This is a genomic window from Streptomyces sp. NPDC051364 (assembly GCF_040682115.1).
Lineage (GTDB): Bacteria > Actinomycetota > Actinomycetes > Streptomycetales > Streptomycetaceae > Streptomyces.
In genome coordinates, this window is sequence record NZ_JBFBAH010000001.1 from 661,064 (window position 1) to 679,738 (window position 18,675).

The following is an 18,675-nucleotide window of genomic DNA, read 5'->3' on the forward strand; positions in this document are numbered from 1 at the left end:
CCCTCACCCGGAGGCATTCGTCGTACGAACGCCTACGCTCCGGCCGGAACCCCGGCCGCGAGTCGCTCTCCGATGGCCCGCAGCCCGGCGAGGTCGTGCACATCGCCGGGCAGGGCGGCCACCTCGGCCACCGCCACCTCGGGGTGCAGCGAGGTGAAGCGATCGCGTGTGCGCTGTTCGCGCGCGATCACCTGCATCCGTTCGGCGTGCAGGCGCAGCAGTCCTGCGGTGATCTCGTCCACGTCGGCATCGGCGTCGGGGTCGGCTCCGGGGTCTGAGTCTGCGTGGGCATGGGCGTCGGCACGGGTATCGGCATCGGGGGAGCCGGTCTCGGTCCCGCTCTCGGGAGTTTCCGTGGCGTCGGCGGCCTCCGCGGCCGAGTCACGAAGTCCAGCTTTCCCGGACTCCTGATCGACAATGCCGCGTTCTTCAAGATTCTCTGCGGCGGCCAACGCCCGCTCTGCGGACAGCTGGTCGGCACCGCTGCCGTGCACCCGGTTCAGTACGAGCCCGGCCAGCGGCATCTGCTCCGCGGCCAGCCGCTCCACGAAGTACGCCGCCTCCCGCAGCGCGTCCGGCTCGGGCGCCGCGACCACCAGAAAGGCCGTACCCGGAGCCTGCAGCAGCCGGAACGTCGCGTCCGCGCGGGTGCGGAAACCGCCGAACATCGTGTCCATCGCCGCCACGAAGGTCTGCACGTCCTTCAGTAGCGAGGCACCCATCAGCTTGCTCAGTGTGCCGGTCATCAGGGACATGCCGACGTTGAGGAACTTCATCCCCGCCCGGCCGCCCACCTTCGCCGGAGCCATCAGCACCCGGATGAACTTCCCGTCCAGGAAGGACCCCAGCCGCTTCGGCGCGTCGAGGAAGTCCAGCGCGGACCGGCTCGGCGGGGTGTCCACGACGATCAGGTCCCAGTCGTCCCGGGCCCGCAGCTGGCCCAGCTTCTCCATCGCCATGTACTCCTGCGTGCCCGCGAATCCGGCCGACAGGGACTGGTAGAAGGGATTGGCGAGGATGGCCTCCGCCCGCTCGGCGTCCGCGTGGCCCTCGACGATCTCGTCGAAGGTCCGCTTCATGTCGAGCATCATGGCGTGCAGTTCGCCGCCGTCGACCCCCTTCACCTTGCGCGGGGTGTTGTCCAGCGAGTCGATCCCCATCGACTGGGCGAGCCGCCGCGCCGGATCGATGGTCAGCACGACCACCTTCCGCCCGCGCTCGGCCGCCCGTACGCCCAGGGCCGCGGCGGTGGTGGTCTTGCCGACCCCGCCCGCACCGCAGCAGACGATGATCCGCGTCCCGGGGTCGTCCAGCAGCCGGTCCACGGCCAGCCGCGGCGGAGTGTCCATGCCGATGCCCCCCTTCATGCCCGCCTTCGCACCCGTACTGGTGCTCGTACGCGTGGTGGCCCCGCTCATTCCTCGCCCGCCTGCTTCCGCAGCTCCGAGGCCAGCTCGTACAGCCCGGCCAGATCCATCCCCGCGCCGAGCAGGGGGAGTTCGTACGTCGGCACGTCCAGCTGCCCCAGTACGGTGCGCTGCGCGCGCTCCAGCTCCACCCGGCCCGCGTGCTCGGCGGCCTGCGCGAGCAGCGGGTCCACCAGCCGCTCCGCGAGCCCGCCGCGGCGCGCGCCGCCCAGGCCCGCCCGGGACAGGGCCTTGGCCACATCCGCGCGGCGCTCGCCGGCGGCGGCGCGCAGGGCGTCCTCGTCCAGGTGGTGCGGGCGCACCATGTTGACGACGACCCGCCCCACGGGCAGTCCGGCCCCCTCGAGTTCGGCGATCCCGTCCGCGGTCTCCTGGACGGGCATCTCCTCGAGCAGCGTGACCAGATGGACAGCCGTCTCAGGGGACTTGAGCACCTTCATGACGGCCTGCGCCTGGTTGTGGATCGGCCCGAACCGGGCCAGCCCCGCCACCTCGTCGTTGACGTTCAGGAAGCGGGTGATCCGCCCGGTCGGCGGGGCATCCATGATCACGTGGTCGTAGACGAACCGGCCGGCCTTGTCCTTGCGCCGGACCGCCTCGCACGCCTTGCCCGTCAGCAGTACGTCCCGCAGCCCGGGCGCGATGGTCGTCGCGAAGTCGATGGCGCCGAGCTTCTTGAGGGCGCGGCCCGCGGAGCCCAGCTTGTAGAACATCTGGAGGTAGTCCAGCAGGGCCCGCTCGGCGTCGATGGCCAGGGCGAACACCTCACCACCGCCCGCGGCGACGGCGATCTTCCGCTCCTCGTACGGGAGCGCCTCCGCCCCGAAGAGCTGCGCGAGCCCCTGCCTGCCCTCGACCTCCACCAGAAGCGTCCGCCTGCCCTCGCGCGCGAGGGCGAGCGCGAGTGCCGCGGCGACCGTGGTCTTTCCGGTTCCGCCCTTGCCGCTGACCACCTGGAGCCTGCTCACAGCGTCTGAGCCTAACCACTCGCCCCTCGGGCTGCGCATGAGCCCTGGGTGTCAGGCGTTACGCTCGCCCCCATGACCAAGAAGTTCGAATACGCGACGGTCCCGCTGCTGGTCCACGCCACCAAGCAGATCCTGGACACCTGGGGCGAGGACGGCTGGGAGCTCGTCCAGGTCGTGCCCGGCCCCAACAACCCCGAGCAGCTCGTGGCCTACCTCAAGCGGGAGAAGGCATGAGCGGCGCTGTCGAGGCGAAGCTGGCCGAGCTCGGCCTGACCCTGCCCGAGGTCGTCCCGCCGCTGGCCACGTACCAGCCGGCCGTGCGGTCGGGCGCGTACGTGTTCACCGCGGGGCAGCTCCCGATGGTCAAGGGCAGCATGCCGGTCACCGGCAAGGTCGGCGCCGAGGTCTCGGCGGAGCAGGCCAAGGAACTGGCCGCGACCTGCGCGCTGAACGCGCTGGCCGCGGTGAAGTCCGTGATCGGCGACCTCGACAAGATCGCGCGCATTGTGAAGGTCGTCGGCTTCATCGCCTCGGCCCCGGACTTCACGGGCCAGCCGGGCGTGCTGAACGGTGCGAGCGAGCTGCTGGGTGCGGTCCTCGGCGAGAAGGGCGTCCACGCCCGCAGCGCCGTCGGCGTGGCGGTCCTCCCGCTGGACGCCCCGGTCGAGATCGAGATCCAGGTCGAGCTCGTTCCCGGAGCCTGACCCGTACGACTTCCCGTACAGCCCCCGCCGACTCCCGGCGGGGGCTGTACGTGTTTCCGAGCGCTCGGTTGCAGGCCCGGCCGGGCGGGACGCGGCCTCGGGCAGGGGAGTGGGCCTCGAACATCGGGGCGGATGGCCGTAGCATCCCGCCATGCCCAACGGTGAGCAGGGACAGCAGCAGACACCCGGAGTTTCCGGAGCGCACGGCGCCACCCCCGCCGGGGGCCAGTGGTACCCGCCCGAGTGGCCCGACCGGATCCGCGCGCTCATGGACGGCTCCCTCACCCCGGTGGAGCCCAGACGCGCCGCGACCGTCATGCTGCTCCGCGACACCCGTGACGGCCCCGTCGTGCACATGCTGCGCCGCAAGGCCTCCATGGCCTTCGCGGGCGGCGCGTACGCCTACCCCGGCGGCGGGGTCGACCCCCGCGACGAGGACCACCTCGTCGGCTGGGCCGGCCCGAGCCGGGAGGACTGGGCCGCCCGCCTCGCCACCGACCCCCGGACCGCCCAGGCCATCGTCTGCGGCGCCGTCCGCGAGACCTTCGAGGAGGCGGGCGTCCTGCTCGCCGGCGAGACCGCCGACACCGTCGTCGGCGACACCACCGGCGACGACTGGGAGGCCGACCGTACGGCCCTCGTCGCCCGCGAGCTGTCCTTCGCCGAGTTCCTCGACCGCCGCGGCCTGCGGCTGCGCTCCGACCTGCTCGGCGCCTGGGCCCGCTGGATCACCCCGGAGTTCGAGCCCCGCCGCTACGACACCTGGTTCTTCGTCGCCGCCCTCCCCGAGGGCCAGCGCACCCGCAACGCCTCCACCGAGGCCGACCGGACCGTCTGGATCCGCCCCGCGGACGCCGCCGACGGCTACGACAAGGGCGAGCTGCTGATGATGCCGCCCACCATCTCCACCCTGCGCTCCCTCGAGCCGTACGGGAGCGCGGTCGACGCCCTCACCGCGGCCGCCGCCCAGGACCTGACTCCCGTACTCGCCCAGGCCTCGCTGGAGAACGGCGAACTGGTGCTCAGCTGGCCGGGCCACGACGAGTTCACCAAGCGAGTCCGCCCCGGAGGCACCCCGTGACGAATGCGGCCGCTCTGCCCGGACAGCCCCGCGGAATCGTCACCTCAGGGCCCGCCACCGCCCGCGCGGTCAACATCCTGGCCCCCAACGCCTCGGCGATGACCCTGGACGGCACCAACACCTGGCTCGTCTCGGAGCCGGGCTCCGAGCTCGCCGTCGTCATCGATCCCGGCCCCCTCGACGACGTCCACCTGCGCGCGGTCGTGGAGACCGCCGAGCAGGCGGGCAAGCGGATCGCCCTGACCCTCCTCACCCACGGCCATCCCGACCACGCCGAGGGCGCGGGCCGGTTCGCCGAGCTCACCGGCACCAAGGTCCGCGCCCTGGACCCCGCCCTGCGCCTCGGCGACGAGGGGCTGGCCGCCGGTGACGTGATCCGGACCGGCGGCCTGGAGCTGCGCGTCGTCCCGACCCCCGGCCACACCGCCGACTCGCTCAGCTTCCACCTGCCCGCCGACCGGGCCGTCCTGACCGGCGACACGATCCTCGGCCGCGGCACCACCGTCGTCGCGCACCCCGACGGCCGCCTCGGGGACTACCTGGACTCCCTGCGCCGGCTGCGCTCGCTGGCGGTCGACGACGGCGTGCACACGGTGCTCCCGGGCCACGGACCGGTCCTGGACGACGCGCAGGGCGCGGTGGAGTTCTACCTGGCCCACCGCGCGCACCGGCTCGCCCAGATCGAGACCGCGGTGGAGAACGGCTTCGTCACCCCCCAGGCGGTCGTCGCCCAGGTCTACGCGGACGTGGACCGCTCGCTGTGGCCGGCCGCGGAGTGGTCCGTACGCGCGCAGCTCGAGTACCTTCAAGATCACGGACTGATCCCGGGAGGCCCTGAATGACCACGCTGTTCCTGCTGCTCGCGCTCATCGCCACGGCCGCCTGGATCACCTCGACGGTGACCCTGCGCATGAAGGCCCTCGAACGGCGCTCGGAGCGCCTGGAGCGGCGGCTGGGCCTGGTCCTGGACCACTTCGGCATAGCGGAGCCGGAGCCGGCCGGGCTGGACGAGGTACGGGCGCTCGTGCGCGACGGCCGCACGATCGAGGCCATCCGCGTCTACCGGCGCATCACCGGGGCGGACCTGCTCGAGGCGAAGCAGGCGGTCGAGGCCCTGACGGACGTCTGAGCCGGCCTTCAGCGGGGCGTCTTGGCGCCGTGCCGGGCCGTGTACTCGTCCGCGAGCCACGGGCCGAGGTCATCCAGGTACGCGTGCAGCACGGCCGGGTCCTCGGCCGGATCCAGCGCCACCGCGGCCGCGGCCCGCATCTGCGCCGCGCGCTCCGGGTAGTACCGCCCGAAGATCTCCGCGGACTCGGCGAGATCGCTCGTCCAGCCGCCCCACCGGGGCATCACGAGGGTGAACCCCGTACGCACGAGATGCCGCGAGAAGTGCCGGCTGAGCTTGCGGTACTCGGCGGGGGTCGACGCCGCTTCCAGCCTGGCCCGCCAGCGGGGCAGTACGGCGGCCAGGTCGCCGTTGGTCTCACGGGCGAGCAGGCTGTCCGGGCGGTAGCGCGGGAGGTGCTCGGCCAGGTCCGCGCCGAGCAGCGGGGTGCACAGGCAGGCGAGGAACCAGCCCAGGTCGTCCCGTTCCTGCTCGCTCAGCAGGGTGTTCTTGCCGTAGAGCAGGATGCCGACGCCGTCGATCTCGGCGAAGTCCTGGTCGAGCCCGCACGCCAGCACCTCGGCGGCGTCCCGGTCCTCGTCGGCGGCGTCGTGGTGCAGGGCGAGCAGCAGGTCGAGGTCGGAGCGCCCCGGGCGCGCCGTCCCGCGCGGCACGGACCCGTACAGGTACGCGCTGTGCAGCCGCTGCCCGTACGCCTCGCCGATCCGCTCGCGCGCGGCGGCGACGACCGGCCCGAAGGCTCCCTGCACCCGGCCGAGCGACCCCTCGCGCTCGAAGTACCCGTACGGATCCAGCCCTCTGCGCTGCATGGCCCACCCTCCTGTCGCTTGCCCGGGCCACATCCATCCCCGCCGGCGTTCGATGCGCGCGGTTCGGGGCGGAGCCCCGGGAGGCCCGCCGCAGCCGCGCCCCGCTCGCGCAGCGGCGCCGCACCCGGAAACGGCAGAGGGGCCCCGCCCGACCGGGCAGGACCCCTCTGCGCGAAGCCAAGGCGTCAGCGGGACCGCTTCGCCAGCCGCTCCACGTCCAGCAGGATCACCGCGCGAGCCTCCAGACGCAGCCAGCCGCGGCCCGCGAAGTCGGCCAGAGCCTTGTTCACGGTCTCGCGCGAGGCGCCGACGAGCTGTGCGAGCTCCTCCTGCGTCAGGTCGTGCACGACGTGGATGCCCTCCTCCGACTGCACGCCGAACCGGCGCGACAGGTCGAGGAGCGCCCGCGCCACACGGCCGGGAACGTCCGAGAAGACCAGGTCGGACATCTGATCGTTGGTCTTGCGCAGGCGCCGGGCCACCGCACGCAGCAGCGCGGTCGCGACCTCGGGCCGGGCGTTGAGCCACGGCTGGAGGTCGCCGTGGCCGAGGCCCAGCAGCTTGACCTCGGTCAGGGCGGTGGCGGTGGCGGTACGCGGGCCGGGGTCGAAGAGCGACAGCTCACCGATCAGCTCGCCGGGGCCGAGGACGGCCAGCATGTTCTCGCGACCGTCGGGGGAGGTGCGGTGCAGCTTCACCTTGCCCTCGGTCACGACATACAGCCGGTCGCCGGGGTCGCCCTCGTGGAACAGGGCGTCACCGCGTGCGAGGGTCACCTCGCCCATGGAGGCGCGGAGCTCCGCGGCCTGCTCGTCATCGAGCGCCGCGAAGAGCGGGGCGCGCCGCAGAACGTCGTCCACGAGTCTCTCTCCTATGTCGACCAGCTCAGGGGACCGTGCTCCCCATTTTGCCGGACGGCTCAAACAGTGCGATCAATCACAAGGATGCCGGACGGACGGGCGTGCTGTGCGGCGAGAGGCCAATCAGAGTGGTGTTACCTGAGGTCCAGGCGGGTGTCAGCGCCCGGCCTTAGGCTGGCCGGGTGTCCAATAAGCCGGTGAGAGCACAGGCCAAGGGGTCCGCAGGAGTGACGGGCGTCCCGAATTCAGCTGTGGGCGAACAAGCCCCCGAGAAGGCGTCCGGGAAGCCCCGGAAGGCCCCGCCGAGCCCCCAGGGCAAAGCTTCGGCCAAGAAAACGGAATCGCGCCTGGCGATGGTGCGCCGGGCCCGCCGCATCAACCGCGAGCTGGCCGAGCTCTACCCGTACGCCCATCCCGAGCTCGACTTCCGGAATCCCTTCGAGCTCCTGGTCGCCACGGTGCTCTCCGCCCAGACCACCGACCTGCGCGTGAACCAGACGACCCCGGCCCTGTTCGCCGCCTACCCGACCCCCGAGGACATGGCCGCGGCCGTCCCCGAGGATCTGGAGGAGCTCATCCGGCCGACCGGGTTCTTCCGGGCCAAATCGCGGTCCCTCCTCGGCCTCTCGCAGGCCCTGCGGGACAACTTCGGCGGTGAGGTCCCGGGCCGGATCGAGGACCTCGTGACGCTGCCCGGAGTCGGCCGGAAGACAGCCAACGTGGTGCTCGGCAATGCGTTCGGCGTCCCGGGTATCACCGTGGACACCCACTTCGGCCGGCTGGTCCGCCGCTGGAAGTGGACCGAGCAGGAGGATCCGGAGAAGGTCGAGGCGGAGATCTGCGCGATCTTCCCGAAGAGCGAGTGGACGATGCTCTCGCACCGCGTCGTCTTCCACGGCCGCCGGATCTGCCACGCCCGCAAGCCCGCCTGCGGCGCCTGCCCGATCGCCCCGCTCTGCCCGGCGTACGGGGAGGGCGAGACGGACCCGGAGAAGGCGAAGAAGCTGCTCAAGTACGAGAAGGGCGGCCAGCCCGGCCAGCGGCTGAGCCCGCCGCCGGACTACCCGGGCCTCCCGGCCCTGCCGCTGGGAGGCGGCCAGGCGGCCTCCACGGCGTCCTGAGCAAGGGGCGCGAGCACGCAGCACGAGCACGCAGCACGGCCGCGGGCCGCCACACAGCGGCCCGCGGAGGAACGAATCCGGCCCGGGGCTGCGTTGTCCCCGTATCGGGACGGCGACGGTGTCGGCAACGGCAGGGAGCAGGGGTGCCTATGACGCGCGGAGCGCGGGACGAGAGCAGCGTGGCCCAGGCGGCCGCGCCGCCGCAGCAGGGCAAGCCGCACAGCACGCCGCCGGGCGCGTCGCAGGCCGCGCCGCGGGGCAACCCGTACGAGGACCACGGCGCCCCGCGTGTGAGCAGCCAGGGCCTGCCCGGGTGGCTCGATCCCGTCGTGGAGGCCGCGGCGACGGTCCGGCCGACCCAGCTCAGCCGTTTCCTGCCGCCCGAGGACGGCCGCGGCCGCCAGTCCGCCGTGCTGATCCTGTTCGGCGAGGGCCCGCGCGGCCCCGAGCTGCTGCTCATGGAGCGCGCCGGGAGTCTGCGCTCGCACCCCGGCCAGCCCTCCTTCCCGGGCGGCGCCCTCGATCCGGAGGACGGCGATCCGCACACCGCCGGCCCGCTGCGCGCCGCCCTGCGCGAGGCCGAGGAGGAGACCGGGCTCGACCCCTCCGGCGTGCAGCTCTTCGGCGTCCTGCCGCGCCTGTACATCCCGGTCAGCGAGTTCGTCGTGACCCCGGTGCTCGGCTGGTGGCGAGATCCCAGCCCGGTCGGCGCCGTGGACCCGGCCGAGACCGCCCGCGTCTTCACGGTTCCCGTGGCCGATCTCACGGATCCCGATCATCGGGTCACGGCAGTCCACCCGAGCGGCCATCTGGGCCCCGCTTTCACCGTCGAATCGGCTCTGGTCTGGGGTTTTACTGCCGGAGTGATCGACCGGCTGCTGCATTTCTCGGGGTGGGAGCGCCCCTGGGACCGATCCAGGCAAGTCCCGCTCGACTGGCGCGCATGAGACGGTGACCCTCGTGAACGTGCTGGACATCCTGTTGCTGGTCGCCGCCGTCTGGTTTGCGATCGTCGGCTACCGCCAGGGGTTCGTCGTCGGCATCCTGTCGGTGATCGGCTTCCTCGGCGGTGGTCTCATCGCCGTGTCCCTGCTCCCGCTGATCTGGGACCGAGTGACCGACAACGGCACCCAGGTGTCCACCACGGTCGTCGTGATCGCCGTGGTCGTGATCATCGTCTGTGCCTCGATCGGGCAGGCCTTCACCACCCATCTGGGCAACCGGCTGCGCCGCCACATCACGTGGTCGCCGGCCCGCGTGGTCGACGCGACCGGCGGGGCCCTGGTCAACGTCGTCGCGATGCTGCTCGTGGCGTGGCTGATCGGCTCGGCGCTCGCCGGGACGTCACTTCCCACGCTGGGCAAGGAAGTCCGCAATTCCAAGGTGCTGCTGGGCGTCTCGCGGGTGCTGCCCGCGCAGGCCAACACCTGGTTCTCGGACTTCAGCTCCACCCTTGCGCGCAGCGGCTTCCCGCAGGTGTTCAGCCCGTTCTCGAACGAGCCGATCACCGAGGTGAAGGCGCCCGACCCGGCGCTCGCCCGCAGCCCCGTCGCCGAGGCGGCCAAGCGCTCGATCGTGAAGGTCGTCGGTACCGCGCCGAGCTGCAGCAAGGTCCTGGAGGGCACCGGCTTCGTCTTCGCGCCCGGCAAGGTGATGACCAACGCACATGTCGTCGGCGGGGTCGGCGAGCCGACCGTACAGATCGGCGGCGAGGGCAAGCTCTACGACGGCAAGGTCGTGCTCTACGACTGGGAGCGCGACATCGCCGTCCTGGACGTGCCCAAGCTGAAGGCGCCCGCGCTGGAGTTCACCGACAAGGACGCGGCGAGCAGCAGCGATGCGATCGTCGCCGGCTTCCCGGAGAACGGCTCGTACGACGTCCGCGCGGCGCGCGTCCGCGGCCGGATCAACGCCAACGGCCCGGACATCTACCACCGCGGCACCGTCCGGCGCGACGTCTACTCGCTGTACGCGACGGTCCGCCAGGGCAACTCCGGCGGCCCGCTGCTCACGCCCGACGGCAAGGTGTACGGGGTCGTCTTCGCGAAGTCGCTCGACGACCCGAACACCGGGTACGCGCTGACGGCGGACGAGGTCCGCGACGACATCCGGATCGGCAAGGTCTCCGACCGGCGGGTCGACAGCCAGGGCTGCGCCCTCTGATCCGTACGGGCACCTTGCCCGTACGGAACGGGGCGCCGCCCGGCTACGTCCGTGGATGCCGCAGGCGGGCCGAGACCCAGCGGGCCCGGCGGCGCAGGATGCGTGGGATCCCGAGGCGGGGGTCGTGGCCGTCCCGGCCCGACCTCCCGTGTGTGCCCGGCGTCGCTGCCGGGCGGCGTTCGCGTGCGGTGTCACCGTAGTCGTGCGTCCAGCCCATACAACGAGCTGTGCCCGGGCCCCAAGGTCGGTAATCCCGTCCGGGGCGGCCAATTGGCCTATGCGCCGGGCAATTGAATGGTCGTAAGACAGTCGTACCGGCCGCCGTGTTGACGATCGGTCAGACGGTTCGCATGGTCAGCGGTCCGGCTCGGGGTCCTTGAGCCAGTTCACCAGCTCGGTCGAGAACGCGGCGGGATCCTCCTCATGGGGGAAGTGCCCGAGGCCGTCGAACAGCCGCCACCGGTACGGGGCTTCGACGTACTCCCCGGAGCCTGCCGCGCTCCGGGTCCGCATCACCGGGTCGTGCGAGCCGTGCAGATGCAGCGTCGGCACGCGCACCGGCCGCTTCATCCGGCGGTTGAACTGGAGCCCGTCCGGCCGGGCCATCGACCGCATCATCCAGCGGTACGGCTCGATCGAGCAGTGCGCGGTGGACGGGATGCACATCGCCCGCCGGTACACGTCGAGGTCCGCCTCCTCGGGGGGCACGGGCCCGGACCAGTCCCGGATCAGGTCCCCCACGAGCGCCCCGTCGTCGGCGACGAGCTGCCGCTCGGGGATGAACGGCCGCTGGAAGCCCCAGATGTGCGAACTGGCCCGCGTCTGCCCGAAGTCGGACAGCATCGCCGAGCGCCAGCGCCGCGGGTGCGGCATCGAGGAGACCACGAGCCGGCGCACCAGCTTGGGCCGCATCACGGCCGCGGTCCAGGCGAGGTAGCCGCCCAGGTCGTGTCCCACGAGGGCGGCGTCCGGCTCGCCGAGGGACCGTACGACCCCGGTGATGTCGAGCGCCAGGTTCGCGGGGTCGTAGCCGCGCGGGGTGCGGTCGCTGCCGCCCACCCCGCGCAGGTCCATCGCGACCGCCCGGTACCCGGCGTCGGCGAGCGCGGTCAGCTGGTGCCGCCACGTCCACCAGAACTGCGGGAAGCCGTGCAGCAGCAGCACCAGAGGTCCGTCGCCCATCTCGGCGACGTGGAACCGGGCCCCGTTGGCCGCGACGTCCCGGTGGGTCACCGCCCTCCCGCCGGGCACATCGATCCGGACCGCCGTCGCGGCGGTGGGCGGAGTGCTGGAGTCCGGTGAGGGCGCTGTCATGAGGACGAGCGTGCCACACCCACGGCCTGGTCACTCACCGACCGCGGGTGCGGCTTGACGGTCCCGACGAGCGCCGCCGTCTCCTTGACGGAGGCGATGGTCCTCTCCGGCGGCTTGACCTTCTTGAACTTCGACATGGCGATCAGCGCCAGCACGCCCGCGAGCAGCAGGAACGCCACGCCGACGATGAGGAAGGACCAGGCGAGCCCGAGCCCGAGGTTGTGGATCCCGTACGCCGCGGCGAAGCTCAGCACGGGCAGGGAGAACAGGGCGAACACTCCTGCGATCCCGATGGCGGTGCCGCCGATGCCCACGCGCTTGACGTCCTGGCGGATCTCCGCCTTGGCGAGGGCGATCTCGTCGTGCACCAGGGCGGACATCTCGGCGGTGGCCGAGGCGACCAGCTGGCCGAGTGTGCGCTCGGCTCCTTGCGCCCCTTGGTCCACTGCGGTCATCGCTCTCTCCCTCTGTCATCTGCCGTCGTCTGGCGTCGTCTGCTGTCGGCGCCGTGGGCGGCGGCTGTCCTGCGCCCGTCACAGCGTCAGTTCAGATCATGCCGGACGGTCGCCCTCGGCGCTGGACCCGGTGGCCGCTTCGAGCGCGGCGGCCGCGGCGGTCTCGGCCTTGCGGCGGTGTTCCGCGGCCCTCTCCTCGTAGATCTTCGCCATCCGCAGGTGGTACTCGGGCTTGTCCTGCTCGTAGATGTCCGGGATGCCGTCGCGGTCCTCGTCGCGCTCCTCGTCCTCGGTGAGCTCCCTGTACGTGCGGTTGCGCAGCTTGAGCATGACGCCCGCGACGACGGCGGCGATGAGGGAGCCGAACAGGACGGCGGCCTTGACCTCGTCGGTGAGGGTCTGGTCGCCGGTGAAGGCGAGTTCGCCGATGAGGAGCGAGACGGTGAAGCCGATGCCGGCGAGGGAGGCCACGGCGAGTACGTCCGGCCAGGCCAGGTCCTCGTTCAGCTCGGCCCGGGTGAAGCGGGCGGCCAGCCAGGTGCCGCCGAAGATGCCCACGGCCTTGCCGACGACCAGGCCGAGGACGACGCCGAGGGTCTCGGGCCGGGTGAAGACCTGGGCGATCGACTTGTCGGAGAGGGAGACTCCGGCGGAGAGCAGCGCGAAGAGCGGCACGGCGAGACCGGCCGAGACGGGCCGGACGAGGTGCTCGATGTGCTCGCCGGGGGACGTGCGCTCGCCTTCCTTGCGGGAGCAGCGGAGCATCAGGCCCATGGCGACACCGGCGATGGTGGCGTGGACGCCGCTGTTGTACATCAGGCCCCAGATGACCAGGGCGAGCGGGATGTAGACGTACCAGCCGCGGACGCCCTTGCGGAGCAGGAACCAGAAGAGGACCAGGCCCACGACCGCGCCGCCGAGGGCCAGGAAGTCGATCCCGCTCGTGAAGAACACCGCGATGATCATGATGGCGAAGAGGTCGTCGACGACCGCGAGGGTCAGCAGGAAGGCGCGCAGGGCGGACGGCAGCGAGGTGCCGATGACCGCGAGGACGGCGAGGGCGAAGGCGATGTCGGTGGCGGTCGGGACCGCCCAGCCGCCCATCGAGCCGCCCCCGATGGCGTTGACCAGTACGTAGACCAGCGCGGGCACGGCCATGCCGCAGAGGGCGGCGATCACCGGGAGGGCGGCGGCCTTGGGGTCGCGCAGATCGCCCGCGACGAGCTCGCGCTTGAGCTCGATGCCGGCGACGAAGAAGAAGATCGCGAGCAGGCCGTCGGCCGCCCAGTGCTGGAGCGAGAGGTCCAGGCCGAGGGAGGCGGGGCCGATGTGGAAGCTGCGGACGCCGGCGTAGCTGTCCGCGAGGGCGGGGATGTTCGCCCAGAGCAGGGCGGCGATGGCGGCCACGAGGAGGAGCACGCCGCCGACGGTCTCGGCGCGCAGGGCGTCGGCCACGAAACGCCGCTCGGGCAGGGAGAGCCTGCCGAGGAACTTGCGGCTGTGGCGGTCGGTGGGGCTGGGCGCGGCCACGAGGGGACACCTCCGGGGTGGGTTGGACGGCATGGCGGAACTCGTTGCCGACCAGACTTCCCGGCGCACCCTGAGAGATTGCATACGTCAAATGTTGACGTTTCTCCTACTTTACAGGGTCCGCGCCGTCGTATCCGGTGATCTTCACCTTAAACGGGCGGAGGGTGTCCGGCGCGCCATGCGCCGGACACCCTCCGCCACCCGGAACCGGGCCTGTCAGTCCTCGCTGGAAGCGCTGGGCAGCTTGTTCTGGATCAGGTCCATGACCGAGGAGTCCGCGAGCGTGGTGACGTCGCCGACCGCCCGGTTCTCGGCGACATCGCGCAGCAGACGCCGCATGATCTTGCCGGAACGGGTCTTCGGCAGCTCCTGCACCGGCAGGATCCGCTTCGGCTTGGCGATCGGGCCGAGCGTGGTGCCCACGTGGTCGCGCAGCTCGGAGACCAGGCCGTTGGTCTCCGAGGCACTGCCGCGCAGGATCACGAAGGCCACGATGGCCTGGCCGGTCGTCTCGTCGTTCGCGCCCACGACGGCCGCCTCGGCGACCGACGGGTGGGAGACGAGCGCCGACTCGACCTCGGTGGTCGAGATGTTGTGGCCGGAGACCAGCATCACGTCGTCCACCCGGCCCAGCAGCCAGATGTCGCCGTCCTCGTCCTTCTTGGCGCCGTCGCCCGCGAAGTACTTGCCCTCGAAGCGGGACCAGTAGGTGTCGATGAACCGCTGGTCGTCGCCCCAGATGGTGCGCAGCATCGACGGCCACGGCTGGGTGAGGACCAGGTAGCCGCCACCGCCGTTCGGGACCTCATGGCCCTCGTCGTCCACGACCGTGGCGCCGATCCCGGGCAGCGCGCGCTGCGCCGAGCCCGGCTTGGTCTCGGTGACGCCGGGCAGCGGGGAGATCATCATCGCGCCGGTCTCGGTCTGCCACCAGGTGTCCACGATCGGGCAGCGGTCGCCGCCGATGTGCTTGCGGTACCAGATCCAGGCCTCGGGGTTGATCGGCTCGCCGACCGAGCCCAGCACGCGCAGGCTCGACAGGTCGAACTTCGCGGGGATGTCGTCGCCCCACTTCATGAACGTGCGGATCGCCGTGGGCGCGGTGTACAGGATGGTGACGCCGTACTTCTGCACGACCTCCCAGAACCGGCCCTGGTGCGGGGTGTCCGGCGTGCCCTCGTACATCACCTGGGTGGCGCCGTTGGCGAGGGGCCCGTAGACGATGTACGAGTGCCCGGTCACCCAGCCGATGTCGGCGGTGCACCAGTAGACGTCGGTCTCCGGCTTGAGGTCGAACACCGCGTGGTGGGTGTACGCGGCCTGCGTGAGGTAGCCGCCGGAGGTGTGCAGGATGCCCTTGGGCTTACCCGTGGTCCCCGAGGTGTAGAGGATGAACAGCGGGTGCTCGGCGTCGAAGGCCTGCGGGGTGTGCTCGGCGGACTGGCGTCCGACGATCTCGTGCCACCAGACATCGCGGCCCTCGGTGAAGGCGGTGTCCTGGCCGGTGCGCTGCACGACGAGCACGTGCTCGACCTGCGGGCACTTGGCGACGGCCTCGTCGATGGCGGGCTTGAGGGCGCTGGGCTTGCCGCGGCGGTAGCCGCCGTCGGCGGTGATGACCAGCTTGGCGTCGGCGTCCTGGATGCGGGAGGCCACTGCGTCGGCGGAGAAGCCGCCGAAGACCACCGAGTGCGCGGCGCCGAGGCGGGCGCACGCGAGCATCGCGACGACGGCCTCGGGGATCATCGGCAGGTAGACCGCGACCCGGTCGCCGGCCTGGACGCCCAGCTCGGTCAGGGCGTTGGCGGCCTTGGAGACCTCGTCCTTGAGCTCGGCGTAGGTGATCGCGCGGCTGTCGCCGGGCTCGCCCTCGAAGTGGATGGCGACGCGGTCGCCGTTGCCGGCCTCGACGTGGCGGTCCACGCAGTTGTACGCGACGTTCAGCTTGCCGTCGGCGAACCACTTGGCGAAGGGCGGGTTGGTCCAGTCGAGCGTCTCGGTCGGCTCGACGTCCCAGGTCAGGCGGCGGGCCTGGGCGGCCCAGAAACCCAGCCGGTCCGCCTCGGCCTCGGTGTACGCAGCCTGTGTCACATTGGCGGCGGCGGCCAGATCGGCAGGCGGTGCGAACCGCCGCTCCTCCTTGAGCAGATTGGCCAGGCTTTCATTGCTCACGACATCTCCCTTTCCCAGGGTGTCCGTTGTGTCCCCGGGCATAGCTCATCAGTCGGCGGCCCTGGTGACAAGGGGTAGCCGGAAATTGGTTTAGACCTATATCACGGCTCGGGCCCACGCCGGCCCACGCGCAGAGTGGCCCCTTCCCGCTGCAGGGTGCGGAAAGGGGCCACTCTGTGGCACGGATACCGGAGAGTATCGGTTCAGCCGCGCCCTTGATCCAGATCTGCCGGAAACGGCGATTCGGTCATCATCCGGTCATCATTCAGACGTGCAGTCCGACGCTGTCGAACACCCGGCAGTCGAAGAAGTCCTCGCCTTCGGACAGCAGGTACGCCTGCGCCTCGCCCACGTGGAAGTACATCCCGTGCAGCTCCAGCGTGCCCTCCGCGAGCCTCCGGGCCACCGATTCGTGCGCCCGCAGGTGCTCCAGCTGCTGCACCACGTTGGTCAGGCACAGCTGCTCCACGGCATCCGCCGGGAGCCGGCCCGCGATCCGCGCCCAGGCGTGGTGGCGGCTCGCCATCCGCTGCAGGCTGGGCAGCCCGTGCCGCAGCCACCGGCGCAGGGGGGTCATCGGGCCCCCGGGCGTGGAGTTCAGCAGCGCCTGCATGGCCCCGCACCCGGAATGCCCGCACACCGTGATGCTGTCCACCTTGAGGACGTCCACGGCGTACTCGATGGCCGCCGCGACCGAATCGTCCGTGGCCTCGGCGCCCGGCAAGGGGACCAGGTTGCCGACGTTGCGGACCGTGAACAGGTCGCCGGGGCCGCTGGCCGTGATCATGCTGGTCACCAGGCGGGAGTCCGCGCAGGTCAGGAAGAGCTGCGAAGGGCGCTGCCCCTCCCGGGCCAGCCGGGCCAGCTCGTCGCGGACGTGGGGCGCGGTGTCCCGCTGGAAGGCGCTGATCCCGCTGGCGAGTTGGCCGGCGCCGCGGCGGCGCGGGGCCGGTGTCTCCGCCGCCTCCACCACCTCCGCCGCGTCGGGTGCCGCGGCCGCGCCGGGGATCGTACGCCCGCCCTCCGGCCGGTGGTCGCAGTGGTTCGTCCAGGGGGTCCAGGGGTGGCAGCAGTGGTGCCCGCCGCGCGGGGACCTCTCGACGCGTTCAGGCCGGTCGGCGCGGTCCGCCTTCTCGGCGTGATCCGGTGCGCGGTCCGGTCGGCCGTCCGGCCGTCCGGCGAGGTCCGGCCGGCTCGCCCCGGCCGTCCGGGTGGTGGAGCGGCCGGTGACCTCCAGCGAGCCCCCGTGCACCAGATGGGAGTCCTGCCAGTCCTGGAGCGTCTCGTACGCCGCGTGGTCCATGAACGAGCCGTCCAGCTCGACCACCACGCGCCCGCCGGGCGGGATCTGGTTCAGCACCCGGCTCAGCCGCGGCACCGCGAGGAAGGTCAACTGCCCGCGCGCACACACCCGGTGGACCCCGCCCTGCACGTCGACCGTGATCCGGGTCCGGGCCAGCCGGTGCAGAGCCATCGCGACGGCCACGGCGATGCCGATGGCGACGCCCGCCAGCACCCCGCCGAGTACGACCGCCGCGATCGTCGTCGCGTAGACCAGGATCTCGCGGTGCCGGGTGACCGTACGCAGATGGGTGGCGCTCACCATCTGCACGCCCACCGCCATCACCAGGGCGGCCAGCGCGGCGAGCGGGATCAGGTCGAGGACCGGGACGAGCAGCGCGGCCGCGAGCAGGACCCAGAGCCCGTGCAGCATGACCGACCGTCGGGTGGCGGCCCCGGACTTGACGTTCGCCATGCTGCGGACCGCCCCGCCCGCGATGGGCAGCCCGCCCAGCGCTCCGGACAGGATGTTCGCCGTGCCCTGGCCGCGCAGCTCCCGGTCGAGGTCGGCACGCGGCGGGCGGCTGCCCGTACGCCGCCGGGAGGCGATCAGCTTGTCGGTGGCGACCGCGGACAGCAGGGATTCCACGCTGCCGACCAGGGTGACCGTCAGGACGGCCGCGATGATGCCGAGAACGGGGCCCTCGGGCAGCTCGGGCAAGGCGTGGCTGCTCCAGGACGGCAGGTCCACCCGGGGCAGGGTGAGCCCGGCCAGCGCGGCGAACGCCGTGGCCGTGGCGACGGCGGCGAGCGCGGCCGGCACCTTGCGCAGGGCGAGCCCCACCCGCCCGGGCAGCCGCGGCCAGCCGAACAGCACGACCAGGGTCACGGCGCTGACGCCGAGCGCCGCCGGGTGCGGATGGGCCAACTGGTCCGGCAGCCCGACGACGTTGGCGACGGCGGAGCTCTGGGGGGTGCCGCCGAGGACGATGTGCAGCTGGGCCAGCGCGATCGTGACGCCGACGCCCGCGAGCATGCCGTGCACGATGGCCGGGCTGACCATGAGCGCGGACCGGGCGGTGCGCAGCGCGGCGAGCCCGAGCTGGCAGCAGCCGGCGAGCACCGTGATGGCGCAGGTGGTGCGCCACCCGTAGTGCTGGATCAACTCGGCGGTGACGACGGTCAGTCCGGTCGCGGGCCCGCTCACCTGGAGCGGGGCACCGCCCAGGCGCCCGGCCACGATCCCGCCGACGGCCGCGGCCACCAGGCCCGCCTGGAGCGGGGCGCCGGTGGCCAGGGCGATGCCGAGGGAGAGCGGCAGGGCGATCAGGAAGACGGTCAGGGAGGCGGAGAGATCGGCGTGGAAGTCGGCGCGGTGACCCCTGCGGGGCGCGCCGCCGGCCGTGTTGCCCGCCTTGCCGCCGGCGTTGCCGCCGGCGTTGCCGTCGGGCGTGCCGCAGGGATTGCTGTCGGTCGTGCTGTCGAGCTCTTCGGCTGCGGGCGGGGGGGAGGTGGCTGTCATAGGTTCCCGTCTCCTCTACGGAGGGATGAAGCGGCGGGAGTCTCAACACTCAGTAAATGAAAGGTAATGGAGAGTAAAGGATCGCGGGAGGTAATAGGGGCAAACGGTCTACGAAATAGCACTCAAGGGTGATTAAGCA

17 protein-coding genes are annotated in these 18,675 nt (G+C 72.0%); 8 read left to right on the forward strand and 9 right to left on the reverse strand.

What is annotated here, in order from left to right; all coding sequences use genetic code 11:
- Positions 1-32: 32 nt before the first annotated feature.
- Positions 33-1,367: an ArsA family ATPase gene (locus AB0M76_RS03200; protein ID WP_365951387.1), complete on the reverse strand. Its 1,335-nt coding sequence runs from the start codon at positions 1,365-1,367 to the stop codon at positions 33-35.
- A 47-nt stretch (positions 1,368-1,414) separates the two neighbouring features.
- The gene (locus AB0M76_RS03205) at positions 1,415-2,395 is read right to left on the reverse strand and encodes an ArsA-related P-loop ATPase (RefSeq protein WP_365951251.1); all 981 of its coding nucleotides are present in this window, start codon (positions 2,393-2,395) and stop codon (positions 1,415-1,417) included.
- 72 nt (positions 2,396-2,467) lie between these two features.
- Between AB0M76_RS03205 and AB0M76_RS03210 the strand changes: the two genes are divergently transcribed.
- The 5 genes from AB0M76_RS03210 (at position 2,468) to AB0M76_RS03230 (ending at position 5,309) form a co-directional block, all read left to right on the forward strand.
- Positions 2,468-2,629 (forward strand): DUF4177 domain-containing protein, encoded by a 162-nt coding sequence (locus AB0M76_RS03210; protein WP_007264966.1) that lies wholly within the window; start codon positions 2,468-2,470, stop codon positions 2,627-2,629.
- Positions 2,626-3,099, forward strand: a complete 474-nt coding sequence (locus AB0M76_RS03215) for a RidA family protein (protein WP_266665314.1) — start codon at positions 2,626-2,628, stop codon at positions 3,097-3,099. The genes AB0M76_RS03210 and AB0M76_RS03215 overlap by 4 nt, the downstream gene beginning before the upstream one ends.
- Positions 3,100-3,367: 268 nt before the next feature.
- Positions 3,368-4,180, forward strand: coding sequence for an NUDIX hydrolase (locus tag AB0M76_RS03220; protein WP_365951388.1), 813 nt, complete (start codon positions 3,368-3,370; stop codon positions 4,178-4,180).
- Complete coding sequence (locus AB0M76_RS03225; RefSeq protein ID WP_365951252.1) at positions 4,177-5,022, forward strand: MBL fold metallo-hydrolase; 846 nt, start codon at positions 4,177-4,179, stop codon at positions 5,020-5,022. The genes AB0M76_RS03220 and AB0M76_RS03225 overlap by 4 nt, the downstream gene beginning before the upstream one ends.
- Complete coding sequence (locus AB0M76_RS03230) at positions 5,019-5,309, forward strand: hypothetical protein (RefSeq protein ID WP_266996182.1); 291 nt, start codon at positions 5,019-5,021, stop codon at positions 5,307-5,309. The genes AB0M76_RS03225 and AB0M76_RS03230 overlap by 4 nt, the downstream gene beginning before the upstream one ends.
- Positions 5,310-5,317: 8 nt before the next feature.
- On the opposite strand, the gene AB0M76_RS03235 is transcribed toward AB0M76_RS03230, so the two are convergent.
- Both AB0M76_RS03235 and AB0M76_RS03240 read right to left on the reverse strand, forming a co-directional pair.
- Complete coding sequence (locus tag AB0M76_RS03235; RefSeq protein ID WP_365951253.1) at positions 5,318-6,118, reverse strand: nucleotidyltransferase domain-containing protein; 801 nt, start codon at positions 6,116-6,118, stop codon at positions 5,318-5,320.
- Between the two features lie 185 nt (positions 6,119-6,303).
- Positions 6,304-6,978: a Crp/Fnr family transcriptional regulator gene (locus AB0M76_RS03240; protein WP_003981529.1), complete on the reverse strand. Its 675-nt coding sequence runs from the start codon at positions 6,976-6,978 to the stop codon at positions 6,304-6,306.
- Positions 6,979-7,229: 251 nt separating this feature from the next.
- On the opposite strand from AB0M76_RS03240, the gene nth reads away from it, so the two are divergent.
- From nth to AB0M76_RS03255, 3 genes are all read left to right on the forward strand, one after another.
- Complete coding sequence (gene nth / locus AB0M76_RS03245) at positions 7,230-8,099, forward strand: endonuclease III (RefSeq protein ID WP_266665307.1); 870 nt, start codon at positions 7,230-7,232, stop codon at positions 8,097-8,099.
- A gap of 149 nt (positions 8,100-8,248) precedes the next feature.
- Complete coding sequence (locus AB0M76_RS03250) at positions 8,249-9,046, forward strand: CoA pyrophosphatase (RefSeq protein ID WP_365951254.1); 798 nt, start codon at positions 8,249-8,251, stop codon at positions 9,044-9,046.
- 13 nt (positions 9,047-9,059) lie between these two features.
- A complete protein-coding gene (locus AB0M76_RS03255; RefSeq protein ID WP_030299293.1) occupies positions 9,060-10,262 on the forward strand; it encodes a MarP family serine protease in 1,203 nt (400 codons plus the stop codon).
- 354 nt (positions 10,263-10,616) lie between these two features.
- On the opposite strand, the gene AB0M76_RS03260 is transcribed toward AB0M76_RS03255, so the two are convergent.
- The 5 genes from AB0M76_RS03260 to AB0M76_RS03280 all read right to left on the reverse strand — a co-directional run bounded on the left by AB0M76_RS03260 (position 10,617) and on the right by AB0M76_RS03280 (position 18,536).
- Positions 10,617-11,576: an alpha/beta hydrolase gene (locus AB0M76_RS03260; RefSeq protein WP_365951255.1), complete on the reverse strand. Its 960-nt coding sequence runs from the start codon at positions 11,574-11,576 to the stop codon at positions 10,617-10,619.
- Positions 11,573-12,031 carry a phage holin family protein gene (locus AB0M76_RS03265; RefSeq protein WP_266665300.1) on the reverse strand — a complete coding sequence of 153 codons (459 nt, stop codon included), beginning with the start codon at positions 12,029-12,031 and terminating at the stop codon, positions 11,573-11,575. Before AB0M76_RS03265 ends, AB0M76_RS03260 begins: the two co-directional genes overlap by 4 nt.
- Positions 12,032-12,127: 96 nt before the next feature.
- A complete protein-coding gene (gene nhaA, locus AB0M76_RS03270) occupies positions 12,128-13,561 on the reverse strand; it encodes a Na+/H+ antiporter NhaA (RefSeq protein WP_365951256.1) in 1,434 nt (477 codons plus the stop codon).
- 216 nt (positions 13,562-13,777) lie between these two features.
- Positions 13,778-15,775 carry an acetate--CoA ligase gene (acs, locus tag AB0M76_RS03275; protein ID WP_365951257.1) on the reverse strand — a complete coding sequence of 666 codons (1,998 nt, stop codon included), beginning with the start codon at positions 15,773-15,775 and terminating at the stop codon, positions 13,778-13,780.
- A 223-nt stretch (positions 15,776-15,998) separates the two neighbouring features.
- Positions 15,999-18,536 (reverse strand): SulP family inorganic anion transporter, encoded by a 2,538-nt coding sequence (locus AB0M76_RS03280; RefSeq protein WP_365951258.1) that lies wholly within the window; start codon positions 18,534-18,536, stop codon positions 15,999-16,001.
- Positions 18,537-18,675: the final 139 nt, after the last annotated feature.